The 17,595-nt window shown below is 53.8% G+C and carries 13 protein-coding genes; 2 read left to right on the top strand and 11 right to left on the bottom strand.

All coding sequences use genetic code 11. From position 1 onward, the window contains the following. Positions 1–53: 53 nt before the first annotated feature. Positions 54–935: a carbohydrate ABC transporter permease gene (locus NSS83_RS32660; protein WP_036695198.1), complete on the bottom strand. Its 882-nt coding sequence runs from the start codon at positions 933–935 to the stop codon at positions 54–56. 17 nt (positions 936–952) lie between these two features. Further along, positions 953–1,936 carry an ABC transporter permease subunit gene (locus tag NSS83_RS32655; RefSeq protein WP_341186518.1) on the bottom strand — a complete coding sequence of 328 codons (984 nt, stop codon included), beginning with the start codon at positions 1,934–1,936 and terminating at the stop codon, positions 953–955. Positions 1,937–2,480: 544 nt separating this feature from the next. On the opposite strand from NSS83_RS32655, the gene NSS83_RS32650 reads away from it, so the two are divergent. Continuing rightward, positions 2,481–3,317 carry an AraC family transcriptional regulator gene (locus NSS83_RS32650; protein ID WP_341347357.1) on the top strand — a complete coding sequence of 279 codons (837 nt, stop codon included), beginning with the start codon at positions 2,481–2,483 and terminating at the stop codon, positions 3,315–3,317. A gap of 296 nt (positions 3,318–3,613) precedes the next feature. Here NSS83_RS32650 and NSS83_RS32645 read toward each other — a convergent pair whose 3' ends face one another. From NSS83_RS32645 to NSS83_RS32605, 9 genes are all read right to left on the bottom strand, one after another. Continuing rightward, on the bottom strand, positions 3,614–4,294 hold the full coding sequence (locus tag NSS83_RS32645) for a hypothetical protein (protein ID WP_341347356.1): 681 nt from the start codon (positions 4,292–4,294) through the stop codon (positions 3,614–3,616). Positions 4,295–4,618: 324 nt separating this feature from the next. Then, positions 4,619–5,710, bottom strand: a complete 1,092-nt coding sequence (locus NSS83_RS32640; protein WP_341186831.1) for an endo-1,4-beta-xylanase — start codon at positions 5,708–5,710, stop codon at positions 4,619–4,621. 41 nt (positions 5,711–5,751) lie between these two features. Then, positions 5,752–7,272 carry a glycoside hydrolase 43 family protein gene (locus NSS83_RS32635; protein WP_341348796.1) on the bottom strand — a complete coding sequence of 507 codons (1,521 nt, stop codon included), beginning with the start codon at positions 7,270–7,272 and terminating at the stop codon, positions 5,752–5,754. 82 nt (positions 7,273–7,354) lie between these two features. After that, positions 7,355–9,274, bottom strand: a complete 1,920-nt coding sequence (locus NSS83_RS32630) for a carbohydrate-binding protein (RefSeq protein ID WP_341347355.1) — start codon at positions 9,272–9,274, stop codon at positions 7,355–7,357. Positions 9,275–9,477: 203 nt separating this feature from the next. Continuing rightward, on the bottom strand, positions 9,478–10,536 hold the full coding sequence (locus NSS83_RS32625; RefSeq protein WP_341186525.1) for an ABC transporter substrate-binding protein: 1,059 nt from the start codon (positions 10,534–10,536) through the stop codon (positions 9,478–9,480). A gap of 193 nt (positions 10,537–10,729) precedes the next feature. Next, positions 10,730–11,698, bottom strand: a complete 969-nt coding sequence (gene yjfF / locus NSS83_RS32620) for a galactofuranose ABC transporter, permease protein YjfF (protein WP_341186526.1) — start codon at positions 11,696–11,698, stop codon at positions 10,730–10,732. Beyond that, complete coding sequence (locus NSS83_RS32615; RefSeq protein ID WP_341347354.1) at positions 11,688–12,728, bottom strand: ABC transporter permease; 1,041 nt, start codon at positions 12,726–12,728, stop codon at positions 11,688–11,690. The genes yjfF and NSS83_RS32615 overlap by 11 nt, the downstream gene beginning before the upstream one ends. Positions 12,729–12,735: 7 nt before the next feature. Continuing rightward, a complete protein-coding gene (locus NSS83_RS32610; RefSeq protein ID WP_341347353.1) occupies positions 12,736–14,259 on the bottom strand; it encodes a sugar ABC transporter ATP-binding protein in 1,524 nt (507 codons plus the stop codon). Positions 14,260–14,481: 222 nt separating this feature from the next. After that, the gene (locus tag NSS83_RS32605) at positions 14,482–15,522 is read right to left on the bottom strand and encodes an ABC transporter substrate-binding protein (protein WP_341347352.1); all 1,041 of its coding nucleotides are present in this window, start codon (positions 15,520–15,522) and stop codon (positions 14,482–14,484) included. Positions 15,523–15,792: 270 nt separating this feature from the next. On the opposite strand from NSS83_RS32605, the gene NSS83_RS32600 reads away from it, so the two are divergent. Next, positions 15,793–17,595, top strand: a complete 1,803-nt coding sequence (locus NSS83_RS32600) for a sensor histidine kinase (RefSeq protein WP_341347351.1) — start codon at positions 15,793–15,795, stop codon at positions 17,593–17,595.

Below are 17,595 nucleotides of genomic sequence, written 5' to 3'. Positions count from 1 at the left end.
TTGAATTAATGGGCTGTATGAGCGATGGAACATTTGAACACCGAAGCACTGGCCTAGCCTTTTACCGAACCCAGCATGATTCCAGAAACGAAATACTTCTGCAGGAACGGGTACACACAGATAATGGGAACAATGGAAACGACCATTGAGGTCACCTGTAACGAAAAGCTGGTCACCCCCGCCGAGGCACTGTTGGCTACCGCCAGCGAATCCATCGGAGAGTTGCTCTTGTTGATGACCTCCATCATGCGGAAGGCCAGCGTACGCAGCTCCTCGGACTGGACGAAATAAGCCGAATCCAGCCAGGAATTCCATTGCCCGACCCCCATGAACAAGGCCATAGTCGCCAGCACCGGCGTTGAGACCGGCAGGATGATGCGGAAGAATATCGTAAGCTCACCGGCCCCGTCTATATGCGCAGATTCTTTTAGCTCAGCGGGAATTTCACGGAAGAATGAGATCGCAATGAGCAGGAAGAACGTGCTGAGCATGGACGGGATGATGTACACCGCAAAGGAATTTAACAAGCCTAGTGAACGCAAGACTACATAATAAGGGATCAGTCCGCCGGAGAAGTACATGGCGAATACGATCACTGTGAAATAAACCTTGCTGAATAACAGATCACGATGGGATAGACCGTAAGCGACGATACTGGTGAGCAGCAGTCCGAGCAAGGTGCCGGACACCGTCCGCAGTACGGAGACCAGGAAAGCCTTCACCCACTTGGGATCATCCATGAACACCCGGTAATTCTCCAGGGTAAAGTTCCGGGGCCACAGATACACCCCGCCCAGCAGCGAGTCTGAGCCTTTATTAAATGAAGCTATTAACACGTAATAGAACGGGTACAGCATCGTGAGCATAATAATGAACAATACCACATAGATCACGCTGTCAAAAACAAAATCCTTCTGCCGCTGACTCTTCAGCATAGCCTTCCCTCCTCTCTCTAAAACAGACTGGAGCCCGATACCCGCTTAGCGATATAGTTACTGGAGAAAATCAGCGCTACAGATATCACCGATTGAATTAAATCGATCGCTGCTGCATAGGAGAACCGCCCGTCGCTTAACCCCACCCTGAATGCGTAGGTCTGGACAATCTCTGAGGTTGGATTATTAATACTGTTGCCGAGCAGGTAGGCCTGCTCGAAGTTTGAACCAACCAGTCCGCCGCCGAGAATGCTCCCGATGGTCAGTACCAGGACAACCACGATGGTTCCCTTCATCCCCGGCAGGGTGATATAACGGATACGCGCCAGCCTTCCGGCTCCGTCAATCTCTGCGGCCTCATAGAGCGAGGGGCTGATCCCGGATATCGCCGCCAGAAAAATAATCGTCCACCAGCCCATCTCCTTCCACACCGCACTCCCTACCGCCAGTCCCCAAAAATAATTCGGACTGGTCAGAAAGGCCAGCGGCTCATCCGTGAAGCCCATCGCCATCAGCGCCTTATTGACCACACCGACATCGGCAGACAGGAAGGCATAGGATACGCCCACCACGACCACCCAGGAGATAAAATGCGGCAGATAGCTGATCGTCTGCACAAACCGCTTGAAGGCCATGTGCTTCACTTCGTTCAGCATGATCGCCAGCAGGATCGGCGCCGGAAAGGCGAAGATGACCTTCAGCAGACTGAGGACCAGCGTATTGCGGACCAGCTTGCCGAATTGATAGTCATGGATGAATTCATCGAAATACCTCAGCCCGACCCAATCGCTGGTGAAGATTCCTTTGATGCCGCCGGAGATGCTGTAATCCTTGAACGCCATTAGGATGCCGAACATCGGAGTGTACGCGAAGATCAGCAGATAGATCATGCCTAGCCCGACGAACAAATGCAGTACTTTCTGTTTTTTAAACCGCTTCCATAAAAACGACCGCCGGCCGCCGCCGGTTCCGGGACTTTTTGGCTGTGTTTCCAATTCCATATGCGCTCCTCCCTCGTACCTTTAGTTTACCTTCCAGGGAAGGGGCGCCGTAAGCTCACATTCTTAAGAAAGCGTTGTCATTTTTGAATACGGCTAAGACATACTTAACTGGCTCCATCTACATTATTATATAAATTGAACTAATTATTTTTATGTTTTGGGATTAGCCGCGACTCCAGAGAAGTTTTGGACTTCCGGCCGCTGTTGTATTGGGATTTCCTGATTGAAACCGCTCCTCGCGGTAGAAATCCAAACCAAGCATATGCTTCCGTAGATAGCTTTCCTGCGGAAAGCTTTCAGGCGGACGCTACCGCTCCTACAGTTCCAAAATTCCCCTCCGCCCCTTTTCCTTTAACTTGAGTTTTCAAGTTCAATCTATATAGTTGCATAAACGCCTATAAAATCCAGTTAATTCTGCCAGCCTGTTGGGGTATTGTGCAGGAAATCCAAATATTCACTATAGTGACGACTGGGCATAGAGCCAGTGGCTGATATTCAGCTTATAATAGTAGTATTATCATTTTAAAGGGTACAGGTGCCAACTATGAACTCTATGGAATACGGACTCAACGAGGGTCCAATGGTAAAAGGGAACGGGTATAAGCCCCCTAATCTGCACAGATGGGGACCGGGCGTCAGAGATGTATATGCGCTGCATTATATCGTAAGCGGCAGAGGTTACTTGAAGACTGGCCAGGTGGTACACCCTGTGGAGGCGGGGGAGAGCTTTATGATTTTTCCGCAGACGGAGGTGTATTACTATCCTGATCCGCAGGACCCGTGGGCCTATTGCTGGATTGAATTCAGCGGGGCAGAGGCCTTACGCTTACTTGCCATGATTCATATCTCACCGGAGCAGCCCGTTGTGTCGGCCGCCCCGCAGGATTTCAGGGCCATGTTCGATCAGGTCAAGGGGTACGAACTGGAGCCGTATGCACGGGAGCGGTCGGATGCGGCTCTTCATCTGCTGCTGTCGTACTACATGGAGTATTATCCTAGCGGGCAGGCCAGTCTCAAGAAGGACTATGTAGGGTCAGCGAAGGCCTATATCGAGAGTAACTATTGGAAGTCTTCCTTATCAGTGCTGGATGTGGTGGAATATGTGACGATTGAGCGCAGCTACCTGTTCCGGCTGTTCAAAAAAGAGACAGGAACCTCCATCTCCGGCTACCTGACCGCCGTGCGTATCCGGCGTGCCTGTGATCTGCTGGCAGAGTCGCGGCTGTCGGTTAAGTCCTTGTCCTACTCAGTCGGTTACCACGACCCGCTGTACTTCTCGAAGATATTTAAGAAGGTCACTTCTTACACGCCGTCACAGTACAGGAAGGTGTATAGGGAGGGTAAGCTGTCCCTCCCTGCGGCGGATGGGAGTGAGGGGTGAGATTGGCAGGTGCGGGGACAAGCTGCCTGTGCGGTGAGTGATGGCGGGCGAAATGTAATCGGTTTTTCGATTACATTTCCGGCTACACCACCCATCAGGCCCATTGTAATCGGTTTTTCGATTACATTTCCGTCCACACCACCCATCCGGCCCATTGTAATCGGTTTTTCGATTACATTTCCGCCCACACCACCCATCCGGCGCAATGTGATCGGTTTTTCGATTACATTTCCCTCCACAACCCCCGTCCGGCGCAATGTAATCGGTTTTTCGATTAAATTCGGTGACGCTGTTTTTTAGACCAGATCTGGGCTTTGAATTGTACCAATGTACTCGTAATATGTAACTCGTGGAGATGTCCCTCTAGCTACAGGACGGAATTTCCCCTTATCCACCAGCATACGGCTGTACTTAATAATTGTCGTGTAATGTAACTCAAGCTCTCTCGCTGCATCACCTGGACGAAGGACACGATAGTTACGGATAGCTAACCTCATCAAATCCCGTTCAATTCTGGAATAGGATTTCTCTGTGCTTCTATTAGCAGTTCCTGCCAACAAATAAGGAGTCAGCACGTTCCTCAGTGTGGAAAGGACAAAAGACGGATTCTCCTTCAGCTCATCCAGCGAGATATAGAGAACCATGTAGTCCTGTGATTGCAGGAAGAGACCGCGATTCAAATCCATACGGTATTTGCTCCGGTCCGTACCATGCGAGCCGTAATCCATAATCTCAAATGCAATACGCGAGGAACCAACCTCCCACAGTAAATCAACAAAATAGGATCTGCCGCGCCAGTCCTTAACTTCATATTCCGGATGGAGTCCGTGAAAATGTCCGGTAAGTGGCCACCATACACATTCAACAAATAAGCGGTTACCGTAGCTATGCCCCCGCTTAAGTGCATCGAGCCGCTCCCCCTTTCTTCGTTTCAAATGATTGCTTAACCACTGGTCATGTTCTTCTGTAAATCCCACTTTAATCCCCCCGGTCTGCAATGAGATTAATCTCTAAACGCACAAAACCCCGCCTCCTTCTACAAGAGAAGGGAGCGGGGCATTCTTTGCCACGTTTAATATATCTGTTACCAGTGTGCCACTTTTGGTCAGCGAACGCAAGAAGAAGATCACTAGCTCCTTACGCTCCGCCTGCACTTACAATGTGTTCATTTGGCTCACACGCCTCCCTCATGCCCAAGGTGTTCGATTTTTCACATACAATACAATCCTAGTCAAAAAAAGGCTACTCCCGGCGCATTGCGCCACGGGAGCAGCCCTTAAGTAAAGCGTGCCTGCTTCAGCTTATTCGGCCGGAACGGGTTCCAGCACCGGCTGGAGATCCAGTTGAGGGTCTGGCTCAACCACACTGTCCGGCTGGATCAGACTGTCAGTGATCGTGAGATCCTGGGCGTCAGTGGTTTCCATCAGGGCTGACGAGCCGCCCAGGTATTGCTTCAGCCATTTCAGGGCAGGGCGCTCTGTGCCGTTAGAATTCACCAGATGGGTATTGGTTGCCCAGGTCTGATTCTGGATGTAGCCCCACAGGGTTACGCCCTTAACGGAAGGATGGTTCCAGAGCACAGGGAATTTCTGTTGGTATCTGGCAAGCTGGGTGTTGTCATCACCGGTAATATCCAGCTCGGAGACATAGATAGGCAGGCCTGTAGCAGCAAGCTTATTGAGCACGGTATTCATAGTGGAGACACTGACATTATCCATATTGAAGTAGTGGCACTGAATGCCGATTCCGTCAATCAGTCCTCTGGATTTCAGGATATTGATAATGTTCACGTACTTGTCGGCTGCGCTGGGGTCACCGATAATGCCATAATCATTGAGGTGCAGCTTGGCGTTCGGGAAGGCGGCTCTGGCCTGCTGGAAGGACCAGATGACCCAATCCCAGCCGGTGCTTCCGTCGCCGCCGATGGCATTACGGTAAGAAGGCTTGGCATGCAGCGGTTCATTGACGACATCCACAAAAGCAGTCTTTGCAGAATAACGCTGGCCTGCCTGAGTAATCCATGAGCTGACCTCAGCCTTCTGCTCCGCTGCCGATAAGCCGGCGACCCAGTTAGGCTCCTGGTTTCCCCACACGAGGGTATGGAACTTGAACGGGATGTTTTTGCTAATCGCATAGTTATAGATCATGTCCGCATTACCCCAGTTCATCTGGTTGCGGTTGCCTTCGATGGAGCCCCATTTGGTACCGTTCTCAGGGGTGACCTGATTCCAATAGGTGGTGAAGTTACTTGGAGCACTGCCTGCAATGATATTCCCCAGAAACTTCGATCCATTGGTAATGGCTGCACTGGCATTGCCTGCCATCACAGAGGTGAGCAGGACACTCGCTAAGGCGAGTCCGCCCACAACCTTCTTGATTCTGTTCTTCAATATAATACATCTCCTTTGCATAATTGGTTTCTACTTCAAACAAGCTATTCCAGACGCAGATAATCAAAATCAGCATAGCCGCCCGCTGACTTCGTCGCATAATTGAACAACGCAAACCGGTAGCCCATAAAGTGAGGCAGCGTATAAGACATCTGCAGTGTATTCCCTATGGATGTCCAGTTGTTGCCGTCCAGACTATAGGAGAAGTAAGCCTTATCCGTCTGATTAGTGAAATCGCAGAGCACTTTCAGATAGACTCTGTTCTGGCTGAGCGGCACACCCGCCACTTCAGTCATGGACCCGGAGCTGGCGTTAACCATCACAATGGACTTGGAATTACCGGACATCTTCACACCGACGAACCCGTATTTAGCCTGAAAAGCAGCCAGTCCGGCAACATCCCCGTCCTTCATCCCGCCCGTCTCCAGGGCCGTCACGCCTGTGCTCTTCGGCCCGAACGTCCGCTGGGTCAGTGTGTTCCGGGCATTCAGCAGGCTTGTACTTACCTTGCCGGTGGTCAGCCGCATGAAGCCTTGGCGCTGGGTCAGGGACCACTTCGAGTTATCGGGGTTGTGGTTCCACTGCCAGACCTTGGCTAATCCGTTTCCACTCGAAGGCGCCGTGAATTCGTCTGACGCGTACACCTTCTTCACTGGATACCCTTCGGCAGGCAGATTCAGGGTCCGCGGCGCCTTGCCACCGCTTCCGAAAACCGGCCAGTTGCCGGACCAGGTTACCGGCACCAGATACGGCATCCGGCCGACAGCCCCGCTATCCCTGAAGAGCATCGCATACCAGGAGCCGGAAGGCGTGTCCACGATGCCGCCCTGGGCAATGCCCGAGTCATTCAGCGACACCTGACCTGTGTAGCCTCCAGTTAAGCTGGTGGAGCGGTAGGTCAATTGGGTGCGTCCGCTTCCTGAAGGCCAGCAGATCAGGAACACATAATAATAGCCGTTGATCTTCTGGATATGCGCGCCTTCGGCCTTCACGATGAAGTTCGAGCCGGCAATATTACTGGAACTCGGGATGATGACCTGACTGATTCCGCCGGACTTAATGGCCTTGGCATCTGCCGTCAGCTCAATCAGGCTGATATTATCCACCCCGTACACCAGGAAGACCCGGCCATTGTCGAACAGCAGCGAAGCATCGTGATAGTAGCTGCCCAGGACCGATGAGGTCCAGGGGCCATTTTCAATGTTCGTAGTCTGATAGATATACGTCCGGCCGGTTGAATTGGACCCGAAGGACACATAGTAGATCCCGTTATTGTATCGCAGGCTACTGGCCCAAGAGCCCTTGCCGTACTCATTCTGTCCGTTGTTCAGATTCTGCGCATCCCCGTTCGCATACGTATCGTAGACATAATTCACGATCTCCCAGTTCACCAGATCATAGGACTTCATGATAGGAACACCGGGGGTCATATGCATGGTGGTGCTGGTCATGTAATACACATTGCCTACCCTGATGACATCATTGTCCGGGGCATCGGCATAAATAAACGGATTAGTAAAGGTCGCCGCCGCAGCCGTAGACGGATTGAACAGGATACCAAGCATGAGCGATATTGCCAGCAGGTAGAGCCCTGCCTTTTTAAAAATATAAGAATTCAATTGCCCCTCCTCCCGCCTGCTTCCCTCGTCACTGGCTCCATTCAATATAATCCACATAGGCATCCCAGCTTCCATTATCCGTGGTAACGACCAGCTTGACCTCCTGATTGCCGGTGGCATGGGCCACATTGGTCAACGTCTGTACCGAGGGCGTTGTGCCGCTGAAATTGAAGGAGCCGACGTTCACACCGCCGATCAGCAGATCTACCCGCGCTGTAGAGGAATTGTTGGAAGCCCCCCGGACCGAGAAGTTATGCGTGCCGTAGGCATAATACTGATTGAACGCGGCAGCGTCATCATTCCCGTACAGTGCCACTCCGCTAAAAGGAGAAGTAATCTTCCCCGCATAGGTTCCGCTGAGCGTCATGTCCTCCGCTTCCACCTTGCTTACCGGAGGAGGTGTCGTGCCGCCATCGCCACCCGTAGAGAACTGCCAGTAATCGATGTTGAACAGATTACCGGAGCCTGATCCGGTGAAGACCAGATAGAGTCTGTGCACCCCAACCGCATTGCTGACCGTAGTCTGTACCTCCTGCCAGGACTGCGCTCCTCCTGTATTAGGAACATTCAGCGTGCCGACTAGCGGGCCGGTTGCGCTGTCGAGCCGGATTTCGATTTTACCGCCGCCTGTGGCGGAAGCCACATTCGCCTTGAAGCTGGAAGCGCCGGAGCCGAAATCGGCATTGCCCACGGCAACCCAGTCTCCATTGTTAATATTGGTCACATTCATATTGCCAACCGGACCGCCCGCAGCCTGCGTACGTTCCGTTGTAATGCCTGCATTCCAGCCGATCGTCTCGGCTTCCACCCGGGTGTAAGGATTCAGATTGGCAATCTGGGCGATGCCCGCCATGTCTCCCTGAACCTCCTGGATGGTTCCGTTCGCATTATGGACCAGCTTGTTGATATGCGGAGAACGGTAGCCTTTGCCGTCACCAAGGACAGCCTTCGCCACAGTCTGGGCGTGATAGACTACGTACCATTGGTTATTGAAGTTAAATACCGCATGGTGGTTGTTGCCGCCTACCCCGAAGAAGGTGTAAGGATTCTTCAGGAAATGTCCGGTGTACGTAAAAGGTCCCATCGGACTGTTGCTGACCATATACCCGATTTCACCCGCCGGATAGGCAGCCGGGTGCGTGCCGGAGAAGTTGAAGCAATACGAGTAATAATATTTGCCGCCGTACTTATGGATGCCCGAATCCTCGAACATATAGGGAGCATCAATTGTGGATGCGCTTCCAACAATGCTTGTCATATCCGCACCGAGTCTGAGTACGCGGGCTGTCTTGGGATTGGCTATAGACGCCGGGTTCGAGGTATTGGGGATGCCCCCGCCGGCATACAGGTATCCGCTGCCGTCGTCATCGACCAGCACCGCCGGGTCAAACAGCCAGGTCACCCCGGACATTCCCGGTGTACTGCCAGTCACCAGTGCTTTGCCCAGCGGATCGGACCATGGGCCAATTGGAGAGTTGGCTGTCAGTACCCCGATGCCTGACGCGCCGTTGGCGAAGTACAGGAAGAATTTATCCTGTCCATTGATTTTCTTCACGGCTGCTGAAGGCGCCCAGGAGAGCGAGGCCCATTTGGCAATGCCCGCAGAACCGTTGACATTATTGGCTCCGGCTACCGGGATGGCGCCATGGTCTGTCCAGTTCACCATATCGGCCGAAGAGATGACATTGATTTTGTTCAGTGCGCTGAAATCATTATCCTTCACGGTTCCGTTGCTGTTATAGACATAGGCATCACTCGACATATAGATATAGACTCTTCCGTTATACGTCAATGCGAAGGGATCGGCACCCAGCTTGTGGTCCATCAGCGGATTGGAATTTCCCGGCTGTTTGGCTGTGGCATTCCCTGCCGCCTGAGCAGACAGCATAGGCAGGCAACCCAGCAGCAGAACAAAGGTCATCGCAAGCACCGAGAGCTTTTTGAACATTGGCATTCTCCTCCATTACAATTTGTGTAAACCCTTTCAATCGGATGCGTTACTTATGCCGGAAGCTCACAATCCTCCCCTCCTATTGAATTACTTGAACGAATCTACTAATATTTGTTATTCGAGTTCATCTTAATATACTTCTGCCCAATGAACAATGTAGATTTTTGTTTGAAAAGTTGAAATTTTTTGGTTTTTATGTCTTAATATTTGCGGTTGTTGATCTCCATAGCAGCCAGCTCACGGGTGTATATATCCTCCGGGGTCACCATCCGCTTCGGCAGAGTCCGGCCGGCCATAATCTCCTTCACGGCCTGCATCAGCAGCGGCCCCAGCAGCGGATTACATTCGACCACAGCGTTGATGCTGCCCGCCACCATCTGCTCGAACGCCCGCCGCGTCCCGTCCACTGACACAATAATAATATCCTCTCCCGGCACAAGTCCGGCCTCCTTAATAGCCTCCACCGCGCCGATTGCCATATCGTCATTATGGGAATAGAGCACCTGCGGCCACTGCTCCTTCGGCTGCTGCAGAAAAGTCTTCATCACCTCATGACCGCCGCTGCGCGTGAAATCCGCCGGAGCACTGAGGGTAATCTGCAGGTTCGGCTGATCGTCAAGCATCTTGCGGAACCCGCGCCCACGGTCGATGGACGGCGTTGAGCCTACGGTTCCCTGCAATTCTGCAATGCGGATCTCCCCGTTATGATGGCGCATCTTGTCTCTCACATACTTGGCCGCCTTCACACCTTCTTCATAGAAGTCAGAGCCGATGAACGTGACATAGAGCGAGCTGTCCGGTACATTGACTGAACGGTCCAGGATAATCACCGGAATTCCGGCCTGCTTAATCTCCAGCAGAATCGGCTCCCAGCCGGTCTGCACCACAGGCGCAACGGCAATCACATCGACTCCGCTGCGGATAAAAGAACGGATGGCCTCGAACTGCTTCTGCTGATCCTGCTCAGCGTTCTTCAGCAGCAGCGTAATCCCCGCCTCCCCGGCAGCTTCGCGGATCGATGCGGTGTTCGCTTCCCGCCAGGTACTCTCCGATCCGAGCTGGGAGAAGCCCAGCACGATTGGCTTGTCTGCGGCGGTCTCTGCTGCGGAGGGCAGCAGGCCTGTAAGCGCCGCAGGAGAAGGCTCAGGTATGGGCAGCGCCTGCGGCCCGCCGTTATTCCCGCCACCCGTGCAACCGCCCAGCAGCAGCAGTGTCAGGACGATGCCCAGCAGCACCAGACACTCTTTTACTGTTCGCAAGCAGATTCCCCCTTCCATATGATAGCGATTACAATTATATAGCAAGTGGAAACGGCTTTGCCTTCCTTCTAAAGGACGGTACCGTTTCGGCGAGAAATAGAAGGATAATGTATAGCTTGAAGCCTATACATTATTATATTTCAAAAAAATGGAGAGACAAGTATAAATTGTCTCTCCTCTTTATGCGAACTGCTTATTCTTTTAAGGTCAGCCGCCTGGAGCTTAGCACCCGCTGCAGCAGGATGAAGATGAACAGCAGCAGGCCGATGACGATCTTCGTCCACCAGGAGCTGAGTGTGCCCTCGAAGCTGATAATCGTCTGAATCACGCCCTGAATCAGTACCCCGAAGAAGGTACCCAGCACATATCCGACCCCTCCGGTCAGCAGCGTGCCGCCAATGACGACCGCCGCAATGGTGTCCAGCTCGAAGCCGACGGCATGCAGCCCGTACCCCGACAGCATATAAAAGGTGAACACCACGCCGGCCAGCGCCGAGCATAGTCCGCTAAGCGTATAGACTAGCACCTTGGTTCTCGCCACGGGCAATCCCATCAGCAGTGCGGATTGCTCGCTGCCCCCAAGGGCATACACATTGCGCCCAAACCGGGTATAGTGAGCCGTAAAGATAGCGGCTGCTACGACAAGTATGGCGATAACAGCACTGATGGAGAGGAAGCTGCCGCCCGGCAGCGGAATCCGCGTCTGCGCCATGGCGGTATAGAAGGTGTTATCAATAGTAATGGTATCGATGCTGATGACATAGCATAAGCCCCGGGCCAGGAACATTCCGGCCAGTGTGACGATGAAAGGCTGGATGGAGAAATAATGGATAATCGCTCCCATAATCGTACCAAATACGGCGCCCATCAGGAGTACCAGCGGGATAACCACGGCGGGCGGCCAGCCCTGCTGCTGCACGAGGCTCGCCGAGACCATTGTGGATAACGCAATCACCGAGCCGACAGACAGATCGATGCCGCCGGACAGGATGACGAAGGACATGCCCACCGCCGTGATTAGCAGAAAGGCATTATCCACCAGCAGATTCATCAGCACCTGAAGGGAGAAGAAGCCTGTGTACCGGAAAGAACCCGCGGTGAACATGACGATGAAGAGCAGAATGGTGACAACGATCGGAATATACTTGCGGTTAAGAGACATGACGGCTCATCTCCTTCTCAGCGGGGTAATGCCGCGACTTCCAGCGGGCGGCAACCGCAGCGCGGAAGGTGTCCGACTGGATCAGGCAGACGGCCAGGACGACACAGGCCTTAACAACCAGCGTAATCTCCGGCGGCACACCGATCATATAGATGGTGGTGGTCAGCGTCTGGATAATCAGCGCCCCAATCACGGTGCCGGTCAGATAGAAGCGGCCGCCGTTCAGCGACGTCCCGCCGATGACCACGGCCAGAATAGCGTCCAGCTCATACCAGAGACCGGCATTGTTGCCGTCAGCGCTGGAGACATTCGAGCTGAGCAGCAGGCCGGCGATTCCGGCGCATAAGCCGCAGAACACATAGACGGCCAGTATGACTAAGTGGGCACGGATGCCGGACATCTTGCTGGCGGCCGGATTACAGCCCACTGATTCGATGAACAGGCCGAGGGCCGTCCGCCGGGTAAGCAGCAGGGCGATCACCAGAACCAGCGCTACGACAAAAATAGAGAAGGGCAGCGCAGCCAGTGAACCGGACCCGATATACGCATACTTGGTGCTGGTTACTGTAATAATCTGTCCGCCGGTAATTAGCTGGGCGATCCCCCTTCCCGCAACCATCAGAATCAGTGTGGCTATAATCGGCTGAATCCCGGCCATGGAGACCAGCAGTCCGTTCCAGGCCCCCAGCATCAGGGACAGGCCTGCGGCCAGCAGCACCGAGGTCAGGATCAGCCCCATACTGTTCTGGTCCGCTCCTCTGCTGATGCTCAGGCAGGCGATAGCGCCCGAGATAGCTACTATGGAACCGACCGACAGGTCGATCCCCTTGGTAGCCACTACCAGCGTCATCCCGATAGCTACCAGGATCAGCGGCGCACCGAAGTTCAGTATGTCGATTAAGCTTCCGTATAAATGCCCGTCATGGACGGTGATGGAGAAGAAATCCGGCGAATAACACAGGTTGAACAGCAGCAGTGCAGCCAGTACGCACAGCGGCCAGAATAAATGATGCTTCATTACTACGCTCATGGTTGGTTCAGCCTCCCGCAATCGCCTGCATAATCTGCTGCTGGCTCATGTCCTTCTCTGATATTTCCTTCACCTTGCGGCGGTCGCGCAGAATGGCGATCCGGTCGCTGACCCGCAACACCTCCTCCAGCTCCGAGGAGATGAACAGGAACGACATTCCCTGCCGGGAGAGCGTCAGCACCAGCTTCTGAATCTCTGCTTTGGCTCCGATGTCGATCCCCCGCGTCGGCTCATCGAGGATGAACAGCTCCGGCTCCGTCAGCAGCCAGCGGGCCAGCAGCACCTTCTGCTGATTGCCGCCGCTGAGGTTCTTGATCAGATGGTCCGGGCTGGGAGGATTGATATTCAGCATGCGGATGTATTCTCCAGCCATCTGCTCCTGCCGCCCACGCGGGATCGTCTTGAACATTCCATCCTTGGCCTGGAGCGCCAAAATAATGTTCTCTCTTACCGTCAGATCGCCGATGATCCCCTCGGTCTTGCGATTCTCCGAACAGAAGGCGATCCGCCGTCCTATGGCTTCCCGGGGGGAGTGCACACCGCCGCCGGACGGCGGCAGGATCACTTGCCCGAAGTCCGGCTTGTCGGCACCGAACAACAGGCGGGCCGCCTCCGTCCGCCCGGAACCCAGTAGTCCGGCCAGTCCGACGACCTCTCCCTTGCGGATATTCAGGTCGAACGGCTCGATTCCGCCCCGGCGGCCCAGCCCTTCAGCTCTCAGCAGCTCATCGCCCAGGCTGTTCTTGTCCTGTGCCGCAAGCGTTGGCAGCTCATCCAGCAGATGAAGCTCCTTGCCGATCATTTTGAGTACGAGATCTATTCGGCTTAGCTCGTTCGCCATGTATTCACCGACCAGCTCGCCGCCGCGCAGAATGGTGACCCGGTCGGAGATTTCATACATCTGGTCCAGAAAATGCGTCACGAACAGGATCGACAGCCCCTCCTGCTGAAGCTTCCTCATAATGCGGAACAGCTGATCCACTTCGTTCTGATCCAGGCTTGAGGTCGGCTCATCCAGAATCAGCACCTTTGCCGAGATATTCAGCGCTCTGGCTATGGCAACCAATTGCTGCACTGCAACAGAGTAACTCTGCAAGGGAAGGGTAACGTCGATGTGCAGATTCATCCGTTCCCGGAGCAGCTCCGCTGACCGCAGGTTCATCTGCTTCCACTGGATGCAGCCGAACCGCCGCGGCTCCCGGCCGATGAAAATATTCTCGGCGACTGTCAGGTTGGGGCACAGATTCACCTCCTGGTACACGGTGCTGATGCCCGCAGACTGTGATTCCTGCGGGCTGCGCATGAAGATGGCGGTACCCTCCATCTCCACAAGGCCTTCATCAATCGAATAGACGCCGGTCAACACCTTGATCAAGGTGGATTTACCGGCGCCATTCTCGCCCATCAAGGCATGCACCTCGCCGGGGAACAGGCGCAGACTCACATCTGTCAGGGCTTTCACCCCCGGAAACCGTTTATGTATCCGGGTCATTTGCAGTATGGGCTGCTGTGTGCTCAAGGCTATATCCACTCCTTATTCTCCACGCACTTAAGTTTGAACTTGAAGCTTGGTCATCGCTGCGGTGAACATTTGGACTTACGGCCGCTGTTGTCACCAGATTTCTTGATTTAATCCGCTCTTCGCGGTTGAAATCCGGTGACAAAGGCGGTCGCTACCGCTCCTACAGTTCCAAATTTCCCCTCCGCTTCTTTTTGCTTTTCGTTAATTTCTTAAGCTCTTCTTATACAATATTTAATACTGGCGGCTAGGCAACGCTTCCTTGGCCTGCTCGGAAGTGAAGGTGGTCTCCTCGGTCACGATCCGGGCCTCTACCGGCTTGCCGTCGACAACATCTTTAACTACCTGCATCAGCTGAGGTCCAAGCAGCGGGTTGCACTCGACGATGAAGTTGATTTTACCTTCACTGGCGGCCTGCATTCCGTCCTTCACGGCATCGACAGAGATAATCTTGATATCCTGGCCCGGCTTCAGGCCTGCTGCTTCAATCGCTTGAATAGCCCCCAGCGCCATATCATCGTTATGGGCATATAGCACATCAATTTTCTTATTGGCCTTCAGGAAGGCCTGCATGACTTCCTTGCCCTTGGCGCGGGTGAAGTCGCCGGTCTGTGAAGCAATGACCTTGAGGTGCGGGTTATCCTTAATGGTCTCAGCGAAGCCTGCCATCCGGTCATTGGCCGGAGCAGAGCCTGTAGTTCCCTGCAGCTCTACAATATTAACGTCGCCGGAAGCATCCTTATACTGCTCGCTCAGCCACTTCCCTGCCTTGCGGCCTTCTTCCACGAAATCGGAGCCCAGGAAGGTAACATACAGTGAGGTATCCTTGGAATCTACCGCACGGTCTGTCAGAACAACTGGAATGCCAGCCGCTTTCGCCTCCTTCAGAACCGTATCCCAGCCGGATTCCACTACCGGAGAGAAGGAGATGACATCGACCTTTTGCTGGATAAAAGAACGCAGTGCCTTGATCTGATTCTCCTGCTTCTGCTGGGCATCCGAGAATTTCAGCGTGTAGCCCGCTTCCTTGGCTGAATCCTGAATCGACTTCGTATTCGCGCTGCGCCAGCCGCTCTCCGCCCCCACCTGCGAGAAGCCGAGCGTGATATCCTTGGCCTCTTTGGTGGCATTGGCCGCCGGCGCCTTCGTTGCTGCACTGTCTGTCTTGCCCGCATCCGCCGCCGTGTTCCCGCCGTTATTGCTGCTGCATGCCCCCAGCAGGGTCATGGACAGGGTCAGGGCAAGCACAGCCCCCACTTTTCCAAGCTTATTCATATCTCCTTATTCCTCCCCCTTGACGTTCACCATGTTCCGGTGTTGTGCCCATTATAGAACGCTTACAGAAGGGCATTATACGGGCAGCCTTTGGCGTTTGCTTTCTAATTTTGGGTTTGTTCCCTCCGAACAGGTATTTTGGTGTACTTTTTTATTCAAAAGGTGGATATTTTGTTTGCGCTTTCTTTTTTGTTTCGGTATTCCAATATTTGTTATAAAATAAAAACTAGGAACGGCATCTACTCTACTTGTGAAAGGGAATTCCCGATAATGCGGATTACACGCTGGATCTCCTCCAGTCTTAGAGCCAAACTGCTGGCTTTGTTCATAGTGCTGTCCACCATACCGCTGATTGCCGTCGGCCTCATTTCCTACCAGAAATCCTACCAATCCATCTCCAGTCACAGCAAGGCTTCAAGCATGCTTCAGGCCGAAATGCTGGGAACGAATATGGACAACCTGTTCAAGGATACCGAGCGTCTGCTGGAGCTTAGCAATAATCCTCAGGTCATCCACTTTCTGTTCTCGCAGTCGGAGACCTACCAGGAGGCCAAGGACATTCTACAGACCTTCACCCTCTACCGGGACACCTACAAGTATGAGAATGTGCTCAACATCAGCCTGATTAATCTGTACGGCAAAGGCATCAGCGAACGCCGGGGAATCTTTCAGTCGGGCATCAACCCGCTGCGCAATCCGCATTTTCAGGCGTTATCCCAGAATCCCGAGCTGATCCTCCGGGTGCCCCCGCCGCTGGTTACCAGCTATGACCGGGTAGACGGCTTCACCTACGGAGATAAGGGAGTGATCTCGATAATGAAGGCGGTCAAGCAGCGGATTACGCATGAGGTCATCGGCTATATCATTGTGGACCTGAACGATTCCTTCATTAAAGAGTTCTGCGACAAGGTGACGATTGGCACTACCGGATTCTTCTACCTGCTGGACGAGCAGAACAATCCCCTCTATGTCCCTCCTGTGCGGGCGGGGGAGCTGGCCGTTATTCAGGACAACCTGATCCCTGCGGGGGAACGGGGCAGAAGCGGCAGCTTCGTGCTTCAGACGGGCGGCCCGCCCCGGTTCATCGTCCATACCTCCTCACTGGCAACAGGCTGGACGATTATCGGCATAGCCCCGCTGCAGGAGATTGTGGCCGAGGCGAACCGGATCAGGCAGCTGATTATTATCAGCGTGGGCTTAAGCATTATTTTTGCAATCACGCTCCATTATCTGCTGACCCGGCGGCTAACCCGGCCCATCCAGCTGCTCCAGCACAAGATGCGCCTGACCGCAAGTGGCTATCTGGAAGCCAAAGTCAAGCCGGACGGTACCGATGAGATCGCAGATCTCGGACAGAGCTTCAACATTATGGTCGAGCAGATCAAAGAGCTGCTGGCCCAGAGCATCCGTAAGCAGCAGCAGCTGCAGAAGGCAGAGCTGCGGACGCTTCAGGCGCAGATTAACCCTCATTTTCTATATAACACGCTGGATTCTATTGTCTGGATGGCCGAAGCGGGGAATCACGATGGCGTGATCCGGCTGGTAAAGGCATTATCCGCGTTCTTCCGGCTTAGCCTCAACAACGGGCGCGACTGGGTGCAGATCCGCTCCGAGCTTGCCCATGTGCAGAGCTATCTGATTATCCAGCAGATGCGCTACCACGACATCCTGGAGTTCAAGGTTGAGGTGGCGGAAGATCTGCAGGAGTATCCGATTTTGAATATGACCCTGCAGCCGCTGGTCGAGAACGCCCTGTACCACGGAATTAAGAATAAGCGGGGCATGGGACTGATCCGCATAGGCGGGTACACCGACGGAGGCACCATTATGCTGACGGTCTCGGACAATGGCATCGGCATCCCCGACGGGCGGCTTGCGGCGCTGCGGGAATCGGTCGAGCATCCCATCCAGTCGGAGGAACCCGAGGACACCGGCCAGGGCGGCTTCGGCCTGCAGAATGTGCATCAGCGGCTGCGTCTGTATTTCGGGCCCGAATATGGTATCCGTCTGGACAGCTCGGAAGGCTATGGCACACAGATTACGGTTCGCATACCCAAGAACAGGGGGGTCTAG

This window comes from Paenibacillus sp. FSL H3-0469 (genome assembly GCF_038051945.1).
Taxonomy (GTDB): Bacteria; Bacillota; Bacilli; order Paenibacillales; family Paenibacillaceae; genus Paenibacillus_AQ.
The sequence above is the reverse complement of the archived record's forward strand: the minus strand, read 5'-3'. Positions and strand labels throughout refer to the sequence as shown.